Here is a 20,374-nt window from a genome sequence, read left to right on the forward strand (position 1 = left end):
CGTCACAGGAACACGATCAGGAGGGCAAGGATGCAGACGTAGAGGCCGGCTTCCGCCAGGGGCGGGTTGGCGACGTAGCGGGCGATGCGCAGGCGCGCGAAGAGTAGGCGCAGGACGACCAGGATCGCCAGCGCCCCGGCGGCGTAGGCCACGAAGGGCGAGAGCAGCACGCCGCCGAGATCGAGGTCGCTGCGCATCAGGAGGCCCGGATGCCGAGGCGGCGCAGGAAACGCCCCTGGCCCTCGGCGACGTGGGCGGCCGTGGTGAGGTCGCTCACCGCCCGGGCGAGATGCAGGCGGGTAGCCGGAGCTGCCGGTGCACCCGTGGCGAGGAGGGCTGCGGCCGCCTCCCGGATCCGGCCGGCATCGACGCTCGCGAGGGCGGCGCGGGCCTGGCCCGCCACCGCCGCGAGGGCATCGTCTCGGGCGAGGCCGCGCAACTGCGCATGGGCGCGAGCGGCCGCCGATTCCATCCGGGCGAGATCGAAGGCGCGGTCGAGGCTCGCCCGGCGCACGGCGGCGCTGCCCGAACTCCAGCGGGCGAATTGCAGAAGGCGGTCGCTGTTGAGGCTGGTCCGGGTCGTGGCGTCGCCGCCCCGGCCGGCCAGGGCCTCCACCAGGGCGCGCCGGGCCGAGTCGAGGGCGAAGGCCCGATGCCGGCAGTTCGAGACCGGCAGGATGACCCGGACGGTGAAGAACAGGATCAGCGCCGCGAAGACCACCAGGAACGCGTTGGTGAGGAACCCCTGCGGGTCGTAGCTCTGGGGGTTGGCGGGCGAGAGCAGCACGGGGAAGAACACCAGCAGGATGAAGCCGATCCCGAAGGTCGGCGGGTTGAGGCTGAGGAAGCAGGCGGCGAACACCACCGGCGCCATGGCGATGGCCAGCAGGGGAAAGCCCTGCACGCCCGCGAGTGCCCCGAACAGCACGATCCCGGCGCAGAGGGCGGCGAGCGGCATCCCGATGAGCACGCCCTTGGCGAAGACGCGCGGATCGGGCGTGGTGGAGGAGAGCGAGCAGGTCGCCGCCACCTGGACCAGGGCGAAGGAGGTGGCGGGCCAGCCGGCGGCCACGAGAAGGAGAGCGGTAAGGCCGAAGGCGATCACCACCCGCATCGCGCCGCGCAGGGCCTCGGGCACGTCGCGATGGGTCGGGAGCGGCACGTCGCGCAGGGGACGCCCGCCGTGGGCGAGGACGCGGTGACCGTCGGCGGCGAAATGGGCCGCGCGGGCGAAGTCGAGGGCGCGCTGCAGGGCCAGGATCGCGTCGAGGGGCTGGTCATTCGCGCGCACGGCGTCCTCGACCAGGTCCGACAGCCGCGCCACGGCCGCGGCCGGATCGGCCTCCGGCTCGGTCAGGGCGAGGCAGAGGGCGCGCGCCTCCGCAACGGCGGCCGTCGGGGCGGACAGCCGGGCGACGGCCGCCCGCAGGTGGCGGGCGGCGGCCGCCATCACGTAGAGCGCCGCGATGGCGCTGCGGGCACCTGCGGCCCGGTCCGGTCCGTCGTCGAGCTCGCCCGCGATGGCGCCGGCGTCGCCCCGCAGGGCGGCGATCCTGCGGATCAGCGCAGCGGTGCGCTCGGAGCCGGGATCGCCCCGGGTCAGGGTCTCGCGGGCGAAGGTCCGGGTCTCGGCGATGGCGTCGCCGAGGGTGTCGCGGACGGTTCGCCAGATGCTCGGCGAACCGAGGGCATCGTTGATGAAGGTGATCGCCACGATGCCGAGGGTGATCGCCGCGACCCGGTCGACGGCCGCGTCGAAGGTGCTCTGCGGCGTGTCGATGTGGGCGATGGCGATGATCGCCACGGTGTAGCCGGACAGCATGGCCCCGTAGGCCCGAGTGTCCTGCAGGAAGTGGGCGGTGAAGACGCACAGGCCGAGCCAGGTCGCGAAGGCCACGAGGAGCACCACCCGATCCTGCGCGAACAGCGCCATCAGGACGATGGCGACGGCCGCACCCACGAGGGTGCCGAGGAAGCGGTAGAGGGCCTTCGACAGGGCCTGCCCGCGCTTGGGCTGGGCCAGGATCGCCACGCAGACGGCCGCCGAGGAGGCACTCGACAGCTGCAGCCAGAAGGCCGCGTAGAGCGCGAGGATCATCGCGAGCCAGATCCGCACGGCGAAGGCCCAGGCGCCGGGCTTGGGGACCACGCGCTCGAGGGCGGCGAGCACCCGGTCCGGCAGGCTGGGGCGTCTATCGGCGAGGGTGCTCACCCGGCGATCCCGCGCGGCAACGCTTCAGGCGGGCGCGCCGCGATCCGGGCCTGCCACAGGCAGAGCAGCGGGGTGACGAGGAGTTCGACCGCCAGCGCCGCCATCATCAGGAAGGAGGGCAGGCCGGTGAGCGCCCAACCGAGCAATCGAGCGAGGCCGCCGAGCGCCACCACCAGGGTGAGGAAGCGGAACAGGGTGGTCTTGGCCTCGATGCCCGGCACGCACGTCCAGAACAGGATGCCGATGCCCATGTGCAGGCCGGACAGGTAGCGGAAGTGACTGTCGGCCGAGACGTCGACGAATCCGCCGCGACCGATCCCGTTGAGGCCGAACAGCACGCCATAGAGGCCGGACGCCACCGGGACCAGGGCCATCACCGCCACCGCGCGCTGTAGCGCCTGCCGTTCCCGCATCGTCGCGCCCGTCCGGAGTCACCCTGCCAGGATCGGAAACCGGGACGGTCAGGCTTACGTTCCTCGGCGGTCCGCGAATGACCCTGAACCGCCCGGGACGAAGGCCGGGCGGCGAGGGCGGTTCAGGCTTTCACCTGCTTCAGGCGCTTCACGCACTTGCTGTAATACTGGGGCCATTTCGGCCCCTGCGCGGCCTTGTCGGCGACCGAGAGGGCGCGCCACTCGGCGCCGCACTTCTTCTGGCGTTCGCGGGCCGCGCTCTGGCCGACGCTGAGCTCCTTGGCGGGCTTGGGCGCCGCCACCGCTTGCGCCAGCGCACCGCCGGAGACGAGGGGACTTGTCACAACGAGGGGACTTGCCAGGAGCAGCAAGCCCGCGAACAAAGCACTGGTGCGACGCGAACGGAACGACAGCATGACGACCCCCGGGACGTTTGGGCGCCGCCATCTGGCGGGCCGGCCGCATCACAGCCACAACCCCGAGCGGGGGCAAGCGCCATCTGCACGGGCATCGGCACGATCCACCGTTCGTGCCGCCGGCACGGAGTCTGCAACCTTCCGCTCGCATCCCGGATTGTTTCGGGGCATCGAGCGAGCCTGAACTGGGTCGGAAAAAACCGCATGGCACACGCGCCGGGAAAACCCATCGACGTGCACACCTGGAGCACGCCGAACGGCTGGAAGATCCCGATCATGCTGGAGGAGTGCGGGCTGCCCTACCGGGTGGTGCCGGTGAATATCGGCCGCGGCGACCAGATGGCTCCGGACTTCCTGAAGATCTCGCCCAACAACAAGATTCCCGCCATCGTCGATCCGGACGGCCCGGGCGGCGAGCCGATCACGGTGTTCGAATCCGGCGCGATCCTGCAGTATCTCGGGCGCAAGACCGGCTGCCTCTATCCCGCCGACGAGCGCGCCCGGGTGGCCGTGGACGAGTGGCTGTTCTGGCAAATCGGCGGCTTCGGGCCGATGCTCGGCCAGGTTCACCACTTCCGCATCTACGCGCAGGAGAAGATCCCCTACGCCATCGACCGCTTCACGGCGGAGGCCCAGCGCCTCTACGGCGTCCTCGACAAGCGTCTCGCCGACCGGGACTACGTGGCGGGCGAATTCTCCATCGCCGACATCGCGATCCTGCCCTGGGCGAAGTACCACGAGAAGCAGAGCATCGAGCTCGCGAGCGTGCCCCACGTGCGGGCCTGGCTCGACCGCGTCATGGCGCGGCCGGCCGTGCAGCGGGGCTTCGCGGCGGTCTGACCCGGAGCGCCCCGGCCTGGGGCGCGGTCGCCGGAGGCGTCGTCACTCGGCCGGGGCGGCGGCCTTCGCGGGCGCGGCCTTGGCGGCCTTCGGCGCGGGCCGGGGCGCCGGGGCCGTCTCGGGCGTGGCCGCGGAGGCCTGCTGGTTCACGTCCGGCACCCGGGTCCAGGTCTGCGAGCCACAGAGGACCTTGAGCAGGCAGCCGGAGACCGACAGCTCCGAGGTGCTCTCCCGCTCCAGGCTGACCTGGTACATCTTGCCCTCGTCGGCGTTGTAGATCTCGCCGGAGAACTTGGCCTCCTCGGGCTTCAGGTTGTCGAGGAGCGTCAGGCCGATCACCGGACGGCCGCGCTTCTTCGGATCGGGATTCTTGATGTCCGTGCGCGGGGTGCCGTCTTCGTTGGTCGCGGTCTTGGCCCAGACCACCTTGCCGCAGATGTTGGCGGCGCCCGGTCCGCAGCGGTCGATGCGGACCTTGGCGCGGCCGTCCCCGGTGAGCCAGGTGCCCGACGGGTCCTGGGCCGGCGCGGCGGAGGCGGGGGCGAGGCCGGCGAGGATGAGGGCGGCGGTGAAGGCGACGCGCATGTCCTGGTCTCCATGTGGCGTGGCTGCGGCTAGACGCCGGCGGCCAGAGGGTCGGCAGGGATCGAAGTTGCCCCCTCGGAGAGGGCCGTGATTGTCTGGCCACAGGAGGCGTCCGCATTCGGGCGTTTTTCCGGCGCTGTTGCGCCAAAGCCATGGCGGCGGGAAAACCGGCGCCGTGGGCTCCGTTATCCCCCACGAATCCGCCTCGGGTTGAGGGCCGGGAGCCCGCCCGCTATAAGCCCGGCGCCGAAGCCATTTTCGGCTGAGCGATCACAACCGGACGGACCATGGCCACCGAGCGCACCTTCTCCATCCTCAAGCCCGACGCGACGAAGCGGAACCTGACCGGAGCGGTCAATGCCGTGATCGAGAAGGCGGGCCTGCGCATCGTCGGCCAGCGCCGCATCCAGATGAGCCGTGCCCAGGCCGAGAAGTTCTACGAGATCCACAAGGAGCGCCCGTTCTTCGGCGAGCTCGTGGAATTCATGACCTCCGGGCCGGTCGTCGTGCAGGTGCTCGAGGGCGAGAACGCCGTCGCCAAGTACCGCGAAGTGATGGGCGCCACCAACCCGGCCAACGCCGACGAGGGCACCATCCGCAAGACCTTCTCCGAGTCGGTCGGCGAGAACACCGTGCACGGCTCCGACAGCCTCGAGAACGCCAAGGCCGAGATCGCCCAGTTCTTCCAGGACTCCGACATCGTCGGCTGAATCCTTCGGTGCGCCGGAGCCTCCCGGAGGCTTCGGCGTTTGCCGTTCCAGTGTGGCTCCGGCGCCCTTGCGCGGCGGAGGCACGGACGTGAAACCGGTTCGTTCCCGAATCGCTTTCACGGACCCATCATTCCATGCGCTCCATCGCCCCGCGCACCGGCCGGCTCCTGCTCGCCGCCGGCCTGCTCTCGCTCGTCGCCGCCTGCAACGCCAACAAGTCCGGGCCGACCGCATCGCTCGAAGGCTACACGCCCGATCCGGCGCTGAAGACGGCCTCCACCGGCAACCTCACGGGCCGCGTGCGCCACGCCTGCACCGTCACCCAGGCCCGCCTGCAGAACGTCTCCGAGGTCTCCCTCGCGCGCGCCTGCGGCTGCTACGCGAACCAGACGCTCGCGAGCCTCGACAAGGGCGAGCTCGATGCCTACCGCAGCACCGGCTACTTCAACGATTCCGCCCGCGCCAAGGCCCTGAACGCCCTCGACAGCTGCAAGCTGCCGCGCCCGGCGTAAGGCGCGGCCGCCGACCCCGGGCCTCAGGCCCGGGGTGCCTCGGCGGGCTCGGTCTGCGTGAAGTCCCGCCAGAGCAGGATCAGGGCGGCCATCACCGCCGGGCCGAGGAACAGGCCGAGGAGGCCGAAGGTCTCGACGCCGCCCAGGATGCCGAGCAGCACCCAGAGGAAGGGCAGGCGGGTCGTGCCGCCGATCAGCGCCGGACGCACGAAGTGGTCCGCCACGAAGGTGACGACGAAGCCCGCCACCACCACGACCACCGCCGGCACCACCGCGCCGTTGGCGAGCAGGATCGCGGCCGCGATGCCGAAGACCAGCGGCGCCCCGAACGGGATCATGGCCGCCACCGCGGTCAGCGCACCGAGCAGCACCGGGTGCGGCACGCCGGCGAAGTAGTAGACGATTCCCAGGAGCACGCCCTCGCCGAGGCCGACCAGGACGAGCCCGTCCACGGTGCCGTGGACCGAGGCCACCATCTGCCGCGCCACCCGCTCGCCCCGCGGGCCGAACAGCCTCGCGCTGGCGGTGAGGACCTGCGCGGCCACCGCGCGGCCGTCCCGGAACAGGAAGAACAGCGCCACCAGGGTGAAGCCGAACAGCACGACGCGCCGGACGATCTGCGCGCCGAGGCTGCGGGTCACCCCGATCACCGAGGAATTGTCGAAGCGGTGCAGGAGCTCCGAGCCGGCGGCGGGGTGGCTCAGGTTCTCCGCCCACCAGGCCTGGGCCTGCGCCGCTCCGAAGGGGAGATGGCCGAGGAAGTCCGGCACCGGGATGCCGGACTTCTCGAAGGAGCGCGCCCAGGCGACCACGTCGTGGGCCTCCCGCGCCGCCTGCACCCCCAGCACCACGAGGGGGATCAGGAAGACCAGGGCCACCGCCGCGGTGAACAGGAGGGGCAGCAGGATGTTGTGCCGGCCCGGCGGCCAGCGCCGCTCGGCGCGGGCGTAGAGCGGCCCGAGGGCGATCGCCAGGATCACCGCCCAGACCAGGGCCGGGATGAAGTGGTGCAGCACCCAGATCCCGAGCCCCGCGAGAGCGACGACCAGGGCGAGCCGGGCCAGGCTCTGCGCCGGACCCGGCAGCGGGTGCGCGCCCGCACGCGTCGGATGGTCGGGGGCCAGGCGCGGGTCGGGGCCGCCCGCGGGCGGCGCTCCGGCCGGCGTCCCGGAGGGAAGATGTGCCATCGTCTCGCTCGACCTCTTGGGGACCGCCCGCGGCGGCACGTCCTGCCCGTGCATCTAGTCCATCGTCGCGGGATCGGAATGGAGGCGCCGGCCCGATCGCGACGCCGTGATGGCCAAGGTTGCCCCTCCTACACCCCTCGTGTAAGGGACCGCCTTCACTGTCCAGGGCGGCGGCAGCGCCGGCCCACGGGGCATGCTGCGCGACCGGGGGCACCGGGCACCATGCGCCGGATCGCTCCGGCCCCCGATCGGCACGGGCCGAATCCGGTGGGATACCCAGTCACACGGCGAGAACGCATGTCCGACCAGACCCACACCGCAACCTTCGACCGCGTCGCGGACATCATCGCCGACACCGCCGACATCCCGCGCGAGACGATCACGCCCGAGAGCCACGCCATCGACGATCTCGGGATCGATTCGCTCGCCTTCCTCGACATCGCCTTCGCGGTGGACAAGGCCTTCGGCATCAAGCTCCCCCTCGAGCGTTGGACCCAGGAGGTCAACGAGGGCAAGGTGCCGGCCGAGGAGTACTTCGTCCTGAAGAACCTCTGCGCCCGCATCGACGCCCTGGTGGCCGAGAAGGCCGCCAAGGCCTGAGCCCGATCCGCCCGGGCCCCCTCGGCACCGGCGCGGCCCCTTCGAAACACCCGCCCGCACGGGACCTTAGGACGCCATGCGCCTCGAATATTTCGAGATGATCGACGCCGTGACCCGGTTCGACCGGGAGGCCAGCCGGATCGAGGCCCTGGCCCGCGTGCCGATGGAGAGCCCGGTCTTCGAGGGGCACTTCCCCGATCACCCGCTGGTGCCGGGCGTGCTGCTCACCGAGACCATGGCGCAGGCCTCGGGCTACCTCGTGCTCGCCCATCTGGGGTTTCGGCAGATGCCGTTCCTGATGGGCGTCGACAAGGCGCGATTCCGCTCGTTCGTCGGCCCGGGGGCCGAGTTGCAGATCGAGGCGAGCCTCGAACATGACGGCTCGGGCTACGCGGTGACCAAGGCGGCGATCCGCCACGACGGCAAGCCGCTCGCCAATGCCGAACTGCGCTTCCGCACCATGCCGTTCCCGGCCGGCCTCGACGCGCCCATGCGCGAGCGGGCGCGCAAGATCGGGCTGTTCGATCTCGCGGGCGAGCCCGCATGACCGGGCCGGCCCGCGACCGTGCCGACGTGAGCGTCCTGAGATGAGCGACGGGGTGAGATGAGCATTTCGCGCGACGTCGTCGTCACCGGCATCGGCCTGGTCTCCTGCGCGGGCGAGGGCATCGCGGCCCATCTCGCAGCCTTCGAGGCGGGCACGCCGGCGCGCACCGACACGGAGACCTTCGCGCCCTACACGGTGCATCCGGTCGCGCCGCTCGCCTTCGACGGACAGATCCCGAAGAAATCCGACCAGCGTCAGATGGAGCCCTGGCAACGCCTCGGCGTCTACACCGCCGGCCTCGCCCTCGAGTCCGCCGGGGTGAAGGGCGATGCCGACCTCAAGGGCCGCATGCACCTCGTGGTCTCGGCCGGCGGCGGCGAGCGCGACACGGCGGTGGACGGCGCCATCCTCACGGGCCTGCGCGAGGCCGCCGATCCGGGCGCCTACCTCAACGAGCACTTGCAGAACGACCTGCGCCCGACCCTCTTCCTGGCCCAGCTCTCGAATCTGCTCGCCGGCAATATCGGGATCGTCCACGGGGTCACCGGCGCCTCGCGCACCTTCATGGGCGAGGAGGCCGCCGGCACCGACGCCCTGCGTATCGGCCAGGCGCGGATCGCCTCAGGCCAAGTGGACTGCATGTTGGTGGGCGGCTCCTACAGCGCCGAGCGCCCGGACGTCATGGTGATTCACGAGATGGGCGGCTACCTGCGCGCCCGCGACTTCCGGCCGGTCTTCGACCGCATCCCGGAGGACGAGGCCGGCTTCATCCTCGGCAGCGCTGCCGCCTTCCTGGTGCTGGAAGCCGCCGAGCACGCCGCCGCACGCGGGGCGCGGCCCCTCGCACGTCTCGGACCGGTGGGCAGCGACCGCACGACGCGCGCACCGGGCAGCACCGAAGCCAGCCTCGCCGCCCTCTGGGCGGCGACGGGCGTCGAGGCTCCGGAAGTGGTTCTCGCCGGGGCCACCGGCGTCGCCCCGATCACGGCCGAGGAAGGCGCCGCCCTGGCGCGCCTCGCGCCGGGCGTGGCCGTGACCGCCCTGGGCGATCTCACGGGCCACTCCCTCGAGACGGTGGCGCCCTTCGGCGCAGCCCTGGCGGCGGCGCTCGTCGCCGAGCGGGGCCTGCGCGAGGTGGCGGTGACGGTGGTGGGCCACCGCAGGGGCGAGGGCGTGATTCGGGTGACGGCGGCCTGATTCGGGACGATCCCCGGGCTCCGGCCGCGGCGAAAAGCAGGCGAAAAGAGTGTAAGACGGCGCGATGACGAACGAACCTCTCCGTGACGCCAAGGTCCGGGACGACAACGTCCGGGACGCGAAGGGCCGGCCGCTGGTGGCGGTCACCGGCCTCGGCATCGTCACTTCGCTGGGGCAGGGACAGGCCGACAACTGGACTGCGCTGACGGCGGGCCGGTCCGGCATTCACGCCATCCGGCGCTTCCCCACGGAGGGCCTGCGCACCCGCATCGCCGGCACCGTCGATTTCCTCGACACCGACCCGCTCGTGGCGCCGGCCCTGTCGCAGCGCTTCGCCGAGGCCGCCGCCGACGAGGCGATCGCGCAATCGGGCATCGGCCGCCCCGGCGACTTTCCCGGCGCCCTGTTCATCGCCGTGCCCCCGGTGGAGATCGAGTGGCCGCAGCGCCAGGCCCTGGCCGAGGCCTCCGGCCAGAACGGTCCGATCACCTACACCGACCTGCAGCGCGCCGCCGCGAGCCGGCGCTTCGACTCCTGGCACGACCTGTTCATCTTCGGGACGGTGGCCGATCACATCGCCGACCGCTTCGGCACCAAGGGCTCGCCGATCTCGCTCTCCACCGCCTGCTCGTCCGGCGCCACCGCGATCCAGCTCGGTGTCGAGGCCATCCGGCGCGGCGAGGTCACCGCCGCCCTCTGCATCGGCACCGACGGCTCGGTGAATCCGGAATCCCTGATCCGTTTCTCGCTGCTCTCGGCCCTCTCCACGCAGAACGACCCGCCGGAGGCCGCCTCGAAGCCCTTCTCGAAGAACCGCGACGGCTTCGTCATGGGCGAGGGCGCGGGCGCTCTCGTGCTCGAGGACGCCGCGGCGGCGCGCGCCCGCGGCGCGAAGATCCTCGGCTACGTGCTCGGGTGCGGCGAGAAGGGCGACGGCTTCCACCGCACCCGGTCGAGCCCCGACGGCGCTCCCGGCATCGCGGCCATCCGCGCCGCCCTGGAGGACGCCGACACCGCTCCCGATGCCATCGACACCGTGAACGCCCATGGCACCTCGACCCCGGAGAACGACAAGATGGAGGCGATGAGCTGCGCCGCCGTGTTCGGCGACCGCATCCGCGCCCTGCCGGTCTCGTCCAACAAGTCGATGATCGGGCACACGCTGACGGCCGCCGGTGCGGTCGAGGCGGTGATCTCGCTCCTCACCATCGCGCATGGCCGTATCCCGCCGACCATCAACTACGCGGTGCCCGATCCCGCCATCCCCCTCGACATCGTGGCGCAGGCCCGCGACGTGCCGGTGCGGCGGGTGCTGTCGAACTCGTTCGGCTTCGGCGGCCAGAACACCTGCCTCGTTCTGGCGGACGAGCCGGCATGACGACGGACAGCAACGCGGAGCCCAACCGCCGCGTCCTCGTCACCGGCGGCACCTCCGGCCTCGGCGCGGCGATCGTGCGGACGCTCGCCGCCGCCGGCCACGACGTGGCCTTCACCTACCGCTCCTCCGCCGAGGCGGCAGAGCGGCTGGTCGCGGAGCTGTCGGCCGCGCATCCCGACCGCGCGATCACGGCCCAGGCCCTCGATCTCTCCGATCGCGCCGCCGTCGAGGCGTTCTGCGAGGAGTTCGAGGCCGGCGACGGCTTCCATGGCTTCGTCCACAATGCCGGCCAGTCCTACGACGCCCTGGCGGCGATGCTGGACCAGGACCGGGCCGAGGCGGCCATGCAGGTGAACTTCTGGTCGCTCACTCGCCTAGCGAAGTCCCTGGTCCGCGGCATGATCCGGGCGCGCTCGGGGCGCATCGTCGCCATCGGATCGGTGGCCGCCCTCCAGGCCAATCCCGGCAATGCGGCCTACGCCGCCACCAAGGGCGCCCTGATCGCCTATTGCCGCACCCTCGCGGTCGAGTCGGCCAAGCGCGGCGTCACCGTCAACGTGATCGCGCCGGGCTTCATCGACACCGAGATGATGGCTCCCTACGCCGCCTACCGCACCACCATGGAGCGCCAGATCCCCGCCGGCCGCTTCGCCAGGCCGGAGGACGTCGCCGCCCTCGCGGCCTTCCTGATGGGCGAGGGCGCAGCCTACATCACCGGCGCGGTTTTGCCCGTCGACGGCGGCCTCACCGCGATGATGGGCGTCCACCGCTCCTGAGGGCGAGCCTGCCATGTCCCTGCGCTTGACGTCCCCGCGCTCGATGTCCCCGCGCCCCATGCTCCCGGTCTCCGCCGCGCTGGCCCTCGTGATCCTCGCCGCCGGCCCGACCGCTGCGGCCGAGACGTTCCGCGTCGACGGCCTTCCGCGGGGCGAGACCCTGAGCATCCGCGAGACGCCCGACGCCGCCGCGCCCGCCCTCGGGCAGGCCCCGGTGGGCGCCCGCCTGCGCGGCTTCGGCTGCACCGCCGAGACCCCGAGCGGGCTGACCTGGTGCCGGGTCAAGGCCGGCCCCATCCTCGGCTGGGCCCGACGGCGTTACCTGTCGCCGGAGTGACGCCGCCCCCACGGGTTGATGCCTCGTCCCGCGAAGGCTAGCGAGAGGCGCATGAACGCCCGGCCCTCGCGGGGGCATCCGCGGCGCCCCGCGAACAGAAGCGAGCCCCATGCAATCCCTCCAGCTCCACGGTGACCGCGACCTGCGCCTCGAGGACGTCGCGGAACCCGACGCACCCGGCCCCGGCGAGGTCCAGATCCGCGTGCGCGCGGTCGGCCTCAATTTCATCGACGTGTGGGGCTTCCGCGGCATGGCCTTCGCCAAGCGCAAGCTGCCGCTCGCGGTCGGGGCCGAGGCCTCGGGCGAGATCGTCTGCGTCGGCGAGGGAGTCGAAGGTTTGGCCGAGGGCGACCGGGTGGCGATGTACGGCGCCCAGACCTGCGGCCGGTGCAAGGCCTGCCGGGAGGGCCGCGACAACCTCTGCGAGGACGTCTCCGGGGTGATGGGCTTCCACATCGACGGCTTCGCCCGCGAGCGGGTGACCATGCCGGCGCGCCTCGTCATCAAGATGCCGGACGGCGTCAGCTTCACCGATGCGGCCTGCGCCCCGGTGGCCTTCGGCACCGTGCAGCACATGCTGTTCGACAATGCCCGCCTGGAGCCGGGCGAGAGCATCCTCGTCCATGCCGGCGGCTCCGGCATCGGCACCGCCGCGATCAAGATGGCCAAGGCCATCGGCTGCACCGTGTTCACCACGGTGGGCGACGACGCCAAGGGCGAGAAAGCCAAGGCGCTCGGCGCCGACCACGTCATCAACTACCGCGAGGAGCGCTTCGAGGGCGAGGTCCGGCGGCTGACGAAGCGCAAGGGCGTCGACGTGGTGTTCGAGCATGTCGGACCCGACACCTGGAACGGCTCGCTCCTCTGCCTGAAGCGCGGCGGGCGCCTCGTCACCTGCGGCTCCACCTCGGGCGTCTCGACCACCATGAACCTGATGCAGCTGTTCCAGCAGCAGTACCGCATCACCGGCTCGTTCGGCTGCTCGATGGCCAACATCCGCGACGCGATGGGCAAGATGGCCCAGGGCATCACGCCGGTGATCGACACGGTCCTGCCGCTCGCCGATTTCGCGCAGGGGCTCGAGCGGCTGGAATCGCGGAAGGTGTTCGGCAAGATCCTCGTGACGCTCTGAGTTGCAGCGCACACGGGTGCCCACCCGCGTAAAAATGAATTATGCCAGGAACCAGGGTCGTCGCCGGAACGTCCCGCGTCACGGGATTCGTTTTGCTTCGCCTCGCCCTCGTCCTGAAGCGCAACCTGCCACGCCTCGCCGGGCTCGCGATGATTCCCCTGATCCGCGGCCTGTTCTGGCTGGCGCGAAGCCTCGGGACCGAGCGCGCGAGCCGGCTCGGCGGCCGGATCGTCCGGACGATCGGCCCGTTCCTGCCCGCCCACCGCACCGCGATGGCGAATCTGCGCGCCGCCTTTCCGGAGCGCGACGAGGCCGCGATCCGCGCCCTTGCCCTAGAGGCTTGGGACAATCTCGGACGTACCGGCGCGGAATACGCCCATCTCCATACCCTGATCGACATCGACCCGGCCGACCTCACGGCCAGCCGGCGCATCACGGTCGCGGGCGAGAGCCACTTTGCCGACCTGCGCGATGACGGCAAGCCCGGCCTGATCTTCTCGGCCCACCTGGCGAACTGGGAATTGCCGGCGATCTGCGCGGCCCGCTTCGGTCTCGACGCCACCGCGATCTTCCGTCCCCCCAACGATGCGGCCTCCGCCCGCCTGGTGCAGGAGGTCCGGCGCCAGACCATGGGCGGCCTAGCGGCGGCGGGGCAGGGCGCGGTCTTCGCCATGCAGGGCGTGGTCGAGCGCGGCGGCCATCTCGGCCAGCTCATCGACCAGCACTTCACCCGCGGCGTCGTGGTGGAGTTCTTCGGCAAGCCCGTCCTGGTCAACCCGCTGCTCGGCAAGCTCGCGCGCCACTACGAATGCCCCGTCCACGGCGCGCGGGTGGTCCGGCGCGACGGATCGGGCTTTCACCTCGAACTGACCCCACCGCTCGACCTGCCGCGCGATGCCTCCGGCGCCATCGACGTCCAGGGCGCGATGCAGGCGATGACGCGGGTGATCGAGGGATGGATCCGCGAGAATCCCGGACAATGGCTCTGGATGCACCGGCGCTGGCGTCCCGCGATGCTGCCGAAGCCGAAACCGACAGAGACGCCGGGGCCGGACGCGGCAGGGTCGGGCGAGAATCGAGCGACCGTGATGGCCGGGAATGGCCGGGCGGCGGTATCCTGAACCCATGAGCCGCGTCGCCACGCCCCTCCCGCGCCGGACCGCCGGCCTGTGCCTTGCCCTGCTCCTCGCGGGCGGCGTCCTGGCGGCGGGTGCGACCCGGGTCCGGGCCGGTGAGCGTACCCCGGTGGTGATCGAGCTCTACACCAGCCAGGGCTGCGCCTCCTGTCAGCCGGCATCGCGGGTACTCGCCGAGTTCGCCCGCGAGCCCGGGATCATCGCCCTGACGTTCCCGATCACCTACTGGGACTATCTCGGCTGGAAAGATGTCTACGCCCAGCCCGCCTTCACGGCGCGGCAGCGGGCTTACGCGTCCCTGCGCGGCGAGCGGCAGGTCTTCACGCCGCAGGCCATCGTCAACGGCGAGCCCTCGATGATCCGCTCGGACCGCAACTCCCTGGAGCGGGCCCTGCGTCGCGCCCGGGCGGGCAGCCCGGTCCAGGTCCCGGTCCGGAGCTGGGAGGAGGGCGACCGGATCTGCATCGACGTCGCCGCGAGCTCCGTGGCGGACGCCAAGGCCGAGCTCTGGCTGCTGCCGGTGATGCGCCGCCGCCGGATCGCCATCGGCGGTGGCGAGAACAAGGGCCAGGTCTTCGATTACATCAACGTCGTGCGGGGGATGCACCGGATCGGTCCTTGGACGGGACATGCATCCCATTTCGAGGTGCCGCGGCACGCGGCCCAGGTCGCCGACGCCGATTCCTACGTGGTCGTCCTGCAGGGCGGCAGCGAGGGACGCCCCACCCGCATCCTCGGCGCCGCGAAGGGGCCGGGCTTCTGAGGCTCTCCGTCCGGTGCCGCAGAGCCCCGGGATCGCTCCCGGGGCTCCGTTTGACTGAGCGGCCAGTCTGATCGGGCTGGGGATGCTCAGGCCAAAGGCGGGTTCGGCCGACGGATCAGTACGTGCCGAACTTGTAGTTGAGTCCGGCGCGGACAACGGCGAAGTCGTCGGAGCGCCGGCTGGTGTACCCCGTCGCGGCTGCATAACCCGTGCCGGAGACGCTGTACTGGGCTCCGGTGGAGTTCGAGTAGGCGAACACGCCGTTGGTGCTGTTGCGGTCGAGGCTGACATAGAGTCCCTCGACCTTCACGGTCACCGCGGAGGACTTGAAGAAGTTCAGGAACGAGTCCGTGGGCAGGGCGTACTCGATGCCGCCGCCGGCGGCCCAGCCGGTGCGGAACGTGTCGCTGGTGCTGTTGGGTAGGCCGAAGCTGGAGCCGCCCCCGCCGCCATAGGCGAAGCCGCCGGTGCCGTAGACCAGGGTGCGATCGAAGGCGTAGCCGAGGCGGCCGCGCACGGTGCCGAAGTAATCGAGGTTCGACAGGCCGTTCGGGTTGACGAAGGTGAGGTCGGCATTGGGCGTGCCGACGAAGGACGCCGTGTTCCGATTGGTGCCGAAGCCGAGATACTGCGCATCCGCCTCGACGCCGACGACGAAGCCGGATCCCGGGGTGAATTGATAGTTGTAGCCGATCTGGCCACCGCCGGTGAAGCCGTCGTTGGCGTTGCGGTTGCTGAAGGCGACGAGGCCCGGCGCGGCGCCGTTGGCGATGATGCCGGAAGCGGCCGTGGTGCCGATGACGGTGGCGCCGCTGCTGCTATTGGCATCGAAGCCGTAGCCGGCGTTCAGACCCGCGTAGAAACCGGTCCAGGTGAAGACCGGGACCGCCGTGAAGACGGGCGGCGCCACGCGGCGCGGAAGGTCGGCGGCGGAAGCCGATCCGGCGAGCAGCGCGGCCATCGGGCCGGCCAGAAGTAGGGTCTTGGTCATGAGATCCTCGTTGTCTCCCACGGGAGATCGCGAGCCCGGACGATGGGTCCGATCCGCCGGCCGACGCAGGTCGTCCGTCCCGGACGGCACATGCAGGCGACCGGACGGCATCGGGATAGGCCGATTCGATCGCCGCGTGCGTGCGCCGGCAAACGCGGAGCGCGGTGATCGAACGGTCCCCAGAATGCGGGACTCGGAAGCGGGTTCGGAGCATCGGCCCGTCGGGGCGGCTGCAAGTCCGTGGCCGGTGCGACCACGGCCCGACTATGCGTGGGAAATTTGCCCACGTCAATCCGACAACTAAGATCGGCGTGCGCCCGCACACGATGGGCGGACGCACGCCGAGCGAAGTCAGACCCGATCGGGCCGTTGGGGCCGGCTCAGGCGACCCATTCGCCGGCCCGCATCACCGGGACCGCCCGGCCCTCGGCGGAGAGACCGTCGACGTCGATCCGGTCCGATCCGATCATCCAGTCGATGTGGATCAGGCTGCGGTTGGCCCCGCGCGCCGCGAGGTCGTCCTCGCTGAAGTCCACGCCGCCGTTGCGGAAGCACTTGCTGTAGGCCTGACCCAGGGCGATGTGGCTCGCGGCGTTCTCGTCGTAGAGGGTGTTGTAGAACAGGAGGCCCGAGGCGGAGATCGCCGAGGAGGCCGGCACCAGGGCGACCTCCCCGAGGCGGCGCGCGCCCTCGTCGGTCTCCAGCACCTTGGCGAGCACGTCGCCGCCGGTGCGGGCGGTGGCCTCGACGATGCGCCCCCCCTCGAAGCGCACCTTGATGCCGTCGATCAGGGTGCCCTGGTAGGAGAGCGGCTTGGTGCTGGTGACGGTGCCGTCCACCCGGTCCTTGTGGGGGGTGGTGAACACCTCCTCGGTGGGGATGTTGGCGTTGCAGACGATGCCGCTGCGCGAGGCCGAGGCGCCGCCGCACCATTCGTGGTCGTCGGCGAGGCCCACCGTGAGATCGGTGCCGGGCCCGAAGAAGCGCAGGGCCGCGAAGCGATGGGTGTTGAGCGCCGTCATCCGGGCATGCAGGGCGGCGTTGTGCGCCTCCCAGGCCGCCACCGGATCGGGGCCGTCGACTCGCGAGGCCGCGAAGATCGCATCCCACAGGCGTGACACCGCCTCGGCCTCCGGCAGATCCGGGAACACCGTGCGCGCCCAGGGTGCCGTCGCCGCCGAGACGATCGTCCAGTTGGTGGAGAAGTTCGCGATGAGTTCGAGGGCCGGCACGTAGGCCTTGGACCGGGCCCGGTTGGCACGGGCCACCTTGGCCGAATCCTGGCCGGCGAGGAGGGAGGGATCGTCGCCCGCGATGGCGAGGCGGGCCGCGCCGTTGCGGTAGGCCTCGGCCATGCCGCTGTAGAGCCAGCCGGGGGCGGTGTCGAAGGCCGCGTCGGGGGCGTAGGCGAACCGCGCCAGGGTCGCGGCGTCGTCCGCGTAGAAGGTGGTCACCAGGGAAGCGCCGGCCTTGTAGGCCTGTTCGGTGATCAGCCGGGCCAGCGGCACCGTCTCGAGCGGGGCGGTGATCACGAGTTCCTGGCCGGGCTGGAGGCCCAGGCCGACCTTCACGGCGACCTCGGCCAGGCGCTGCAGGCGCTCGGCATGCTGAGATCCCAGCGGATGCGCATCCCCGGTCGGTGTGGACCCTGCGGTTGTCTGCGCGATCCCGTCCATGCCTGTCTCCCGATGCTGCCTTCAGCGACGTGCGCTCAAGATCAGGTCTCGGGACGGCAGGTCAACCCTCGGTGGGCGCGGGCCGGACGGGTCGGCCGTGGCGGCGGGTCAGGCGGCGCGGGACCAGGTGATCTCGCCGAGGTTCTCGCGGAAAGCGAAGCGCAGGAGATGGTCGGAAACCACGTTCTCCAGCCGCGTCAGGGCAGCCGGATCGGGGGTCGCGACCCGCATCAGAAGGGCGTCGGGACCGGCCTCGAAGGTGCAGACCCGGTCCTCGCCGAAGGGCACGCGGCCAGCATCCTCGGTGGCTTCCACCGGGAACTTGTGGCTCCAATGGCGGCAGAGCTGCTTGAGGTAGCGGCTTGCCTCGGCCGTCGGGACTCTCGCCTGGGAAGTCGGCATCGAACGTGTCTCCTGCTCGGTCTTCGATCGCGACGTATGATCTGCTCTCTCTTTAAGAGAGGCCGGAAGGGTTAAGACCAGGCTAACCGACCGCACTGCAACCAACCGTCCGTCGTGGTCTCGCAACCTCTTCCGCCCGCAGCGGCGCCGATTTATGGCGCATTGCCGTCCACAATCTGGCAAGGCTTTGTGCGCCGCACAACATCAATCCATGCGATCCACATGCGGTTCCGGCTAAAATTTTGTTGAGCCTTCCAAAAAGCCGGACGACACCGGCCCGGGCGCGACCTCCACCCGCGGAGCCTCATCCGAAAGGACCTTGCCGGGGTTCAGGATGTTGCCCGGGTCGAGGGCGGCCTTGAGGCTGCGCATCAGGTCGAGGGCGACGGGGTCGGCGTAGCGCGCCAGTTCCGCGCGCTTGCGCAGGCCGACGCCGTGCTCGGCCGCGATCGAGCCATCGAGCGCCGCGACGATGTCGTGGACGATCCGGTTGAAGCGCTCCCAGGCGGCCAGGAAGGCGGCGGGGTCCATGCCCGGGGGCTGGCTCAGGTTGAAGTGGATGTTGCCGTCGCCGAAATGGCCGAAGGCGCAGACGCGCAGCCCGGGCATCTCCGCCTCGCAGGCCTGCGTCGCCCGCGCGAGGAACGCGGGCAGGCGGGAAAGCGGCACCGAGACGTCGTGCTTGATCGAGGCGCCTTCGGCCTTCTGCACCTCCGACAGGCTCTCGCGCAGGTCCCAGAAGGCGTTCGCCTGCGCTTCGCTCGCCGCCAGGGCGGCGGCGTCGAGAAGCCCCTGGTCCTGGGCCCGGGCGAGGAGCACCTCCATCAACGCGCCGGCATCCTCGCCGGGTCGGTGGGTCGAGAGCTCCACCAGGGCGTAGGCCGCGTGCGACCCGGCCAGCGGCCGGCGCGCCCCGGCCCGGTGGCGCAGGACGATCTCCAGGCCGAAGGGCGCGATGTACTCGAAGGCGGTCAGGGCCGGGCCGGCCTCGGCCCGCAGGCTTCGGAACAGGGCGAGGGCGGCCTCCGCCGAGGTGAGTCCGACGAAGGCCACGGATCGCGAGATCGGCCGGGGGTAGAGCTTCAGCACCGCCGCCGTGATCAGGCCGAGCGTTCCTTCCGAGCCGAGGAATAGGTGCTTGAGGTCGTAGCCGGCATTGTCCTTGCGCAGTCCCTTCAGCCCGTTCCAGATCCGGCCGTCGGCCAGCACCACCTCGAGGCCGAGGACTAGGTCGCGGGCATTGCCGTAGGCGAGCACCGCCGTGCCGCCCGCGTTGGTGGAGAGATTGCCGCCGATCCGGCACGATCCTTCCGAGGCCAGCGAGAGCGGAAACAGCATCCCGGCGGCCGAAGCGGCCGCCTGCACGTCGGCCAGCACCATTCCGGCCTCAACGGTGATGCTGGCATTGACGGGATCGAGCGCGCGCAGCCGGTTCAGCCGCGCCAGGGAAAGGACGATGCCCCCCTGCGGCAGGCCGCCCCCGACATGGCCGGTATTCCCACCCTGGGCCACCACGGGCACCCCCGCCTCGGCGCAGGCGCGCACCACGAAGGCGACCGCCTCCGTGTCTGCGGGCCGCACCACCGCCAGGGCATGGCCGCGCTGCAGGCCGCGGGTCTCGGCGAGGTAGGGCGCGAGGTCGGCCGGGTCCGTCAGGACGTGGTCGGCGCCGAGATGCGCGGCGAGTTGCGCCAGCAGGCGGGAAGGGTCGGTCACCACGGGTCTCGCAACGGCAGGCCGCGGGCGGCGGCGGGATGGCGCGGCCGGGCCTCACGCCTATGATAGGGATGGCGCGGCGTCCTGTGCAGGGCGAGCGACGGGGCGCCGCGCCGCATCGGCCGAGAGACGAGGTTGGAGAGACCCATGCTGTCCGTGATCCCGAACCCGCCCCGCACCGCCTTGCCGATCGTCGGCAGCGACGATTTCTTCCCGGTCCGGCGGGTCTACTGCGTCGGCCGCAACTACGCCGCGCACGCCCGCGAGATGGGCAAGGATCCCGACCGCGAGCCGCCGTTCTTCTTCATGAAGCCCGCCGACACCCTGCAGATCGTGACCGGCGACGCGGCGCTCGACCATCCCTATCCACCGCGCACCGAGAACTACCATTTCGAGGTCGAGCTGGTGGCGGCTCTCGGGCTGGGCGGCCGCGACATCCCCGAGGCCTCCGCCCTGGACCACGTCTACGGCTACGCCGTCGGCCTCGACATGACCCGGCGCGACGTGCAGGACGAGGCCAAGCGCCTGGCGCGGCCCTGGGACCTCGCCAAGTCCGCCGACGCCTCGGCGCCGATCGGGCCGCTCCATCCGGCCTCGGCCATCGGCCATCCGGTGCGGGGCGCCATCACCCTGGCGGTGGATGCGGCCGAGCGGCAGCGCGGCGATCTCTCCGAGATGATCTGGTCGATCCCCGAGCAGGTCGCGCTCCTGTCGACCTATTTCGAGCTGCATCCGGGCGACCTCATCTTCACCGGCACGCCCTCGGGCGTCGGCGGGGTCCGGCGCGGGGAGACGATGACGGCCGCCATCGACGGACTTGGCGCCATCCGCCTGCGCGTCGTCTGAGC

23 protein-coding genes are annotated in these 20,374 nt (G+C 71.3%); 13 read left to right on the forward strand and 10 right to left on the reverse strand.

What is annotated here, in order from left to right:
- Positions 1-2 precede the first annotated feature (2 nt).
- The 4 genes from ASF49_RS05270 to ASF49_RS05285 all read right to left on the reverse strand — a co-directional run bounded on the left by ASF49_RS05270 (position 3) and on the right by ASF49_RS05285 (position 2,969).
- Positions 3-197, reverse strand: a complete 195-nt coding sequence (locus ASF49_RS05270; RefSeq protein WP_056468889.1) for a DUF1656 domain-containing protein — start codon at positions 195-197, stop codon at positions 3-5.
- A complete protein-coding gene (locus tag ASF49_RS05275; RefSeq protein WP_056468892.1) occupies positions 197-2,212 on the reverse strand; it encodes an FUSC family protein in 2,016 nt (671 codons plus the stop codon). Before ASF49_RS05275 ends, ASF49_RS05270 begins: the two co-directional genes overlap by 1 nt.
- Complete coding sequence (locus ASF49_RS05280; RefSeq protein WP_056468895.1) at positions 2,209-2,625, reverse strand: DUF4345 domain-containing protein; 417 nt, start codon at positions 2,623-2,625, stop codon at positions 2,209-2,211. The genes ASF49_RS05275 and ASF49_RS05280 overlap by 4 nt, the downstream gene beginning before the upstream one ends.
- A gap of 122 nt (positions 2,626-2,747) precedes the next feature.
- On the reverse strand, positions 2,748-2,969 hold the full coding sequence (locus tag ASF49_RS05285; protein WP_431739885.1) for a hypothetical protein: 222 nt from the start codon (positions 2,967-2,969) through the stop codon (positions 2,748-2,750).
- 276 nt (positions 2,970-3,245) lie between these two features.
- Here ASF49_RS05285 and ASF49_RS05290 point away from each other — a divergent pair, with 276 nt between their 5' ends.
- A complete protein-coding gene (locus tag ASF49_RS05290) occupies positions 3,246-3,881 on the forward strand; it encodes a glutathione binding-like protein (RefSeq protein ID WP_056468901.1) in 636 nt (211 codons plus the stop codon).
- A 42-nt stretch (positions 3,882-3,923) separates the two neighbouring features.
- On the opposite strand, the gene ASF49_RS05295 is transcribed toward ASF49_RS05290, so the two are convergent.
- The gene (locus ASF49_RS05295; protein WP_056468905.1) at positions 3,924-4,466 is read right to left on the reverse strand and encodes a DUF2147 domain-containing protein; all 543 of its coding nucleotides are present in this window, start codon (positions 4,464-4,466) and stop codon (positions 3,924-3,926) included.
- Between the two features lie 287 nt (positions 4,467-4,753).
- On the opposite strand from ASF49_RS05295, the gene ndk reads away from it, so the two are divergent.
- Together ndk and ASF49_RS05305 are read left to right on the forward strand one after the other, a co-directional pair.
- Entirely contained in the window at positions 4,754-5,176 is a 423-nt protein-coding gene (gene ndk, locus ASF49_RS05300; protein WP_056468908.1) for a nucleoside-diphosphate kinase, read from the forward strand.
- A gap of 134 nt (positions 5,177-5,310) precedes the next feature.
- Positions 5,311-5,688 (forward strand): hypothetical protein, encoded by a 378-nt coding sequence (locus tag ASF49_RS05305; protein ID WP_056468911.1) that lies wholly within the window; start codon positions 5,311-5,313, stop codon positions 5,686-5,688.
- Between the two features lie 23 nt (positions 5,689-5,711).
- Here ASF49_RS05305 and ASF49_RS05310 read toward each other — a convergent pair whose 3' ends face one another.
- Positions 5,712-6,875, reverse strand: coding sequence for an AI-2E family transporter (locus ASF49_RS05310; RefSeq protein ID WP_082510906.1), 1,164 nt, complete (start codon positions 6,873-6,875; stop codon positions 5,712-5,714).
- Between the two features lie 297 nt (positions 6,876-7,172).
- Here ASF49_RS05310 and ASF49_RS05315 point away from each other — a divergent pair, with 297 nt between their 5' ends.
- The 9 genes from ASF49_RS05315 (at position 7,173) to ASF49_RS05355 (ending at position 14,741) form a co-directional block, all read left to right on the forward strand.
- Positions 7,173-7,475 carry an acyl carrier protein gene (locus tag ASF49_RS05315; protein ID WP_056468914.1) on the forward strand — a complete coding sequence of 101 codons (303 nt, stop codon included), beginning with the start codon at positions 7,173-7,175 and terminating at the stop codon, positions 7,473-7,475.
- A gap of 76 nt (positions 7,476-7,551) precedes the next feature.
- Positions 7,552-8,022 (forward strand): 3-hydroxyacyl-ACP dehydratase FabZ family protein, encoded by a 471-nt coding sequence (locus tag ASF49_RS05320; RefSeq protein WP_056468919.1) that lies wholly within the window; start codon positions 7,552-7,554, stop codon positions 8,020-8,022.
- 57 nt (positions 8,023-8,079) lie between these two features.
- Positions 8,080-9,219 carry a beta-ketoacyl-ACP synthase gene (locus ASF49_RS05325; RefSeq protein ID WP_056468921.1) on the forward strand — a complete coding sequence of 380 codons (1,140 nt, stop codon included), beginning with the start codon at positions 8,080-8,082 and terminating at the stop codon, positions 9,217-9,219.
- Between the two features lie 64 nt (positions 9,220-9,283).
- Positions 9,284-10,597, forward strand: coding sequence for a beta-ketoacyl-ACP synthase (locus ASF49_RS05330; protein WP_056468924.1), 1,314 nt, complete (start codon positions 9,284-9,286; stop codon positions 10,595-10,597).
- Positions 10,594-11,373, forward strand: a complete 780-nt coding sequence (locus tag ASF49_RS05335; protein ID WP_056468925.1) for an SDR family NAD(P)-dependent oxidoreductase — start codon at positions 10,594-10,596, stop codon at positions 11,371-11,373. Before ASF49_RS05330 ends, ASF49_RS05335 begins: the two co-directional genes overlap by 4 nt.
- Positions 11,374-11,431: 58 nt before the next feature.
- Positions 11,432-11,710: an SH3 domain-containing protein gene (locus tag ASF49_RS05340; protein ID WP_056468927.1), complete on the forward strand. Its 279-nt coding sequence runs from the start codon at positions 11,432-11,434 to the stop codon at positions 11,708-11,710.
- 109 nt (positions 11,711-11,819) lie between these two features.
- Complete coding sequence (locus ASF49_RS05345) at positions 11,820-12,842, forward strand: zinc-binding dehydrogenase (protein WP_056468929.1); 1,023 nt, start codon at positions 11,820-11,822, stop codon at positions 12,840-12,842.
- A gap of 92 nt (positions 12,843-12,934) precedes the next feature.
- Entirely contained in the window at positions 12,935-13,963 is a 1,029-nt protein-coding gene (locus ASF49_RS05350; RefSeq protein WP_056468932.1) for a lipid A biosynthesis lauroyl acyltransferase, read from the forward strand.
- Positions 13,964-13,967: 4 nt separating this feature from the next.
- Positions 13,968-14,741, forward strand: coding sequence for a DUF1223 domain-containing protein (locus tag ASF49_RS05355; protein ID WP_056468935.1), 774 nt, complete (start codon positions 13,968-13,970; stop codon positions 14,739-14,741).
- Positions 14,742-14,856: 115 nt separating this feature from the next.
- Here ASF49_RS05355 and ASF49_RS05360 read toward each other — a convergent pair whose 3' ends face one another.
- From ASF49_RS05360 to ASF49_RS05375, 4 genes are all read right to left on the reverse strand, one after another.
- Positions 14,857-15,732 (reverse strand): outer membrane protein, encoded by an 876-nt coding sequence (locus ASF49_RS05360; protein WP_056469200.1) that lies wholly within the window; start codon positions 15,730-15,732, stop codon positions 14,857-14,859.
- Positions 15,733-16,112: 380 nt separating this feature from the next.
- A complete protein-coding gene (locus tag ASF49_RS05365; protein ID WP_082510888.1) occupies positions 16,113-17,408 on the reverse strand; it encodes an aminopeptidase in 1,296 nt (431 codons plus the stop codon).
- A gap of 108 nt (positions 17,409-17,516) precedes the next feature.
- Positions 17,517-17,810 carry a DUF2218 domain-containing protein gene (locus ASF49_RS05370; protein ID WP_056468938.1) on the reverse strand — a complete coding sequence of 98 codons (294 nt, stop codon included), beginning with the start codon at positions 17,808-17,810 and terminating at the stop codon, positions 17,517-17,519.
- Positions 17,811-18,044: 234 nt separating this feature from the next.
- On the reverse strand, positions 18,045-19,526 hold the full coding sequence (locus ASF49_RS05375; protein WP_243214404.1) for an FAD-binding oxidoreductase: 1,482 nt from the start codon (positions 19,524-19,526) through the stop codon (positions 18,045-18,047).
- A 147-nt stretch (positions 19,527-19,673) separates the two neighbouring features.
- On the opposite strand from ASF49_RS05375, the gene ASF49_RS05380 reads away from it, so the two are divergent.
- Complete coding sequence (locus ASF49_RS05380) at positions 19,674-20,372, forward strand: fumarylacetoacetate hydrolase family protein (protein WP_056468942.1); 699 nt, start codon at positions 19,674-19,676, stop codon at positions 20,370-20,372.
- The last annotated feature ends 2 nt before the right edge of the window (positions 20,373-20,374 follow it).

It is taken from the genome of Methylobacterium sp. Leaf104 (assembly GCF_001422885.1).
Classification (GTDB): domain Bacteria; phylum Pseudomonadota; class Alphaproteobacteria; order Rhizobiales; family Beijerinckiaceae; genus Methylobacterium.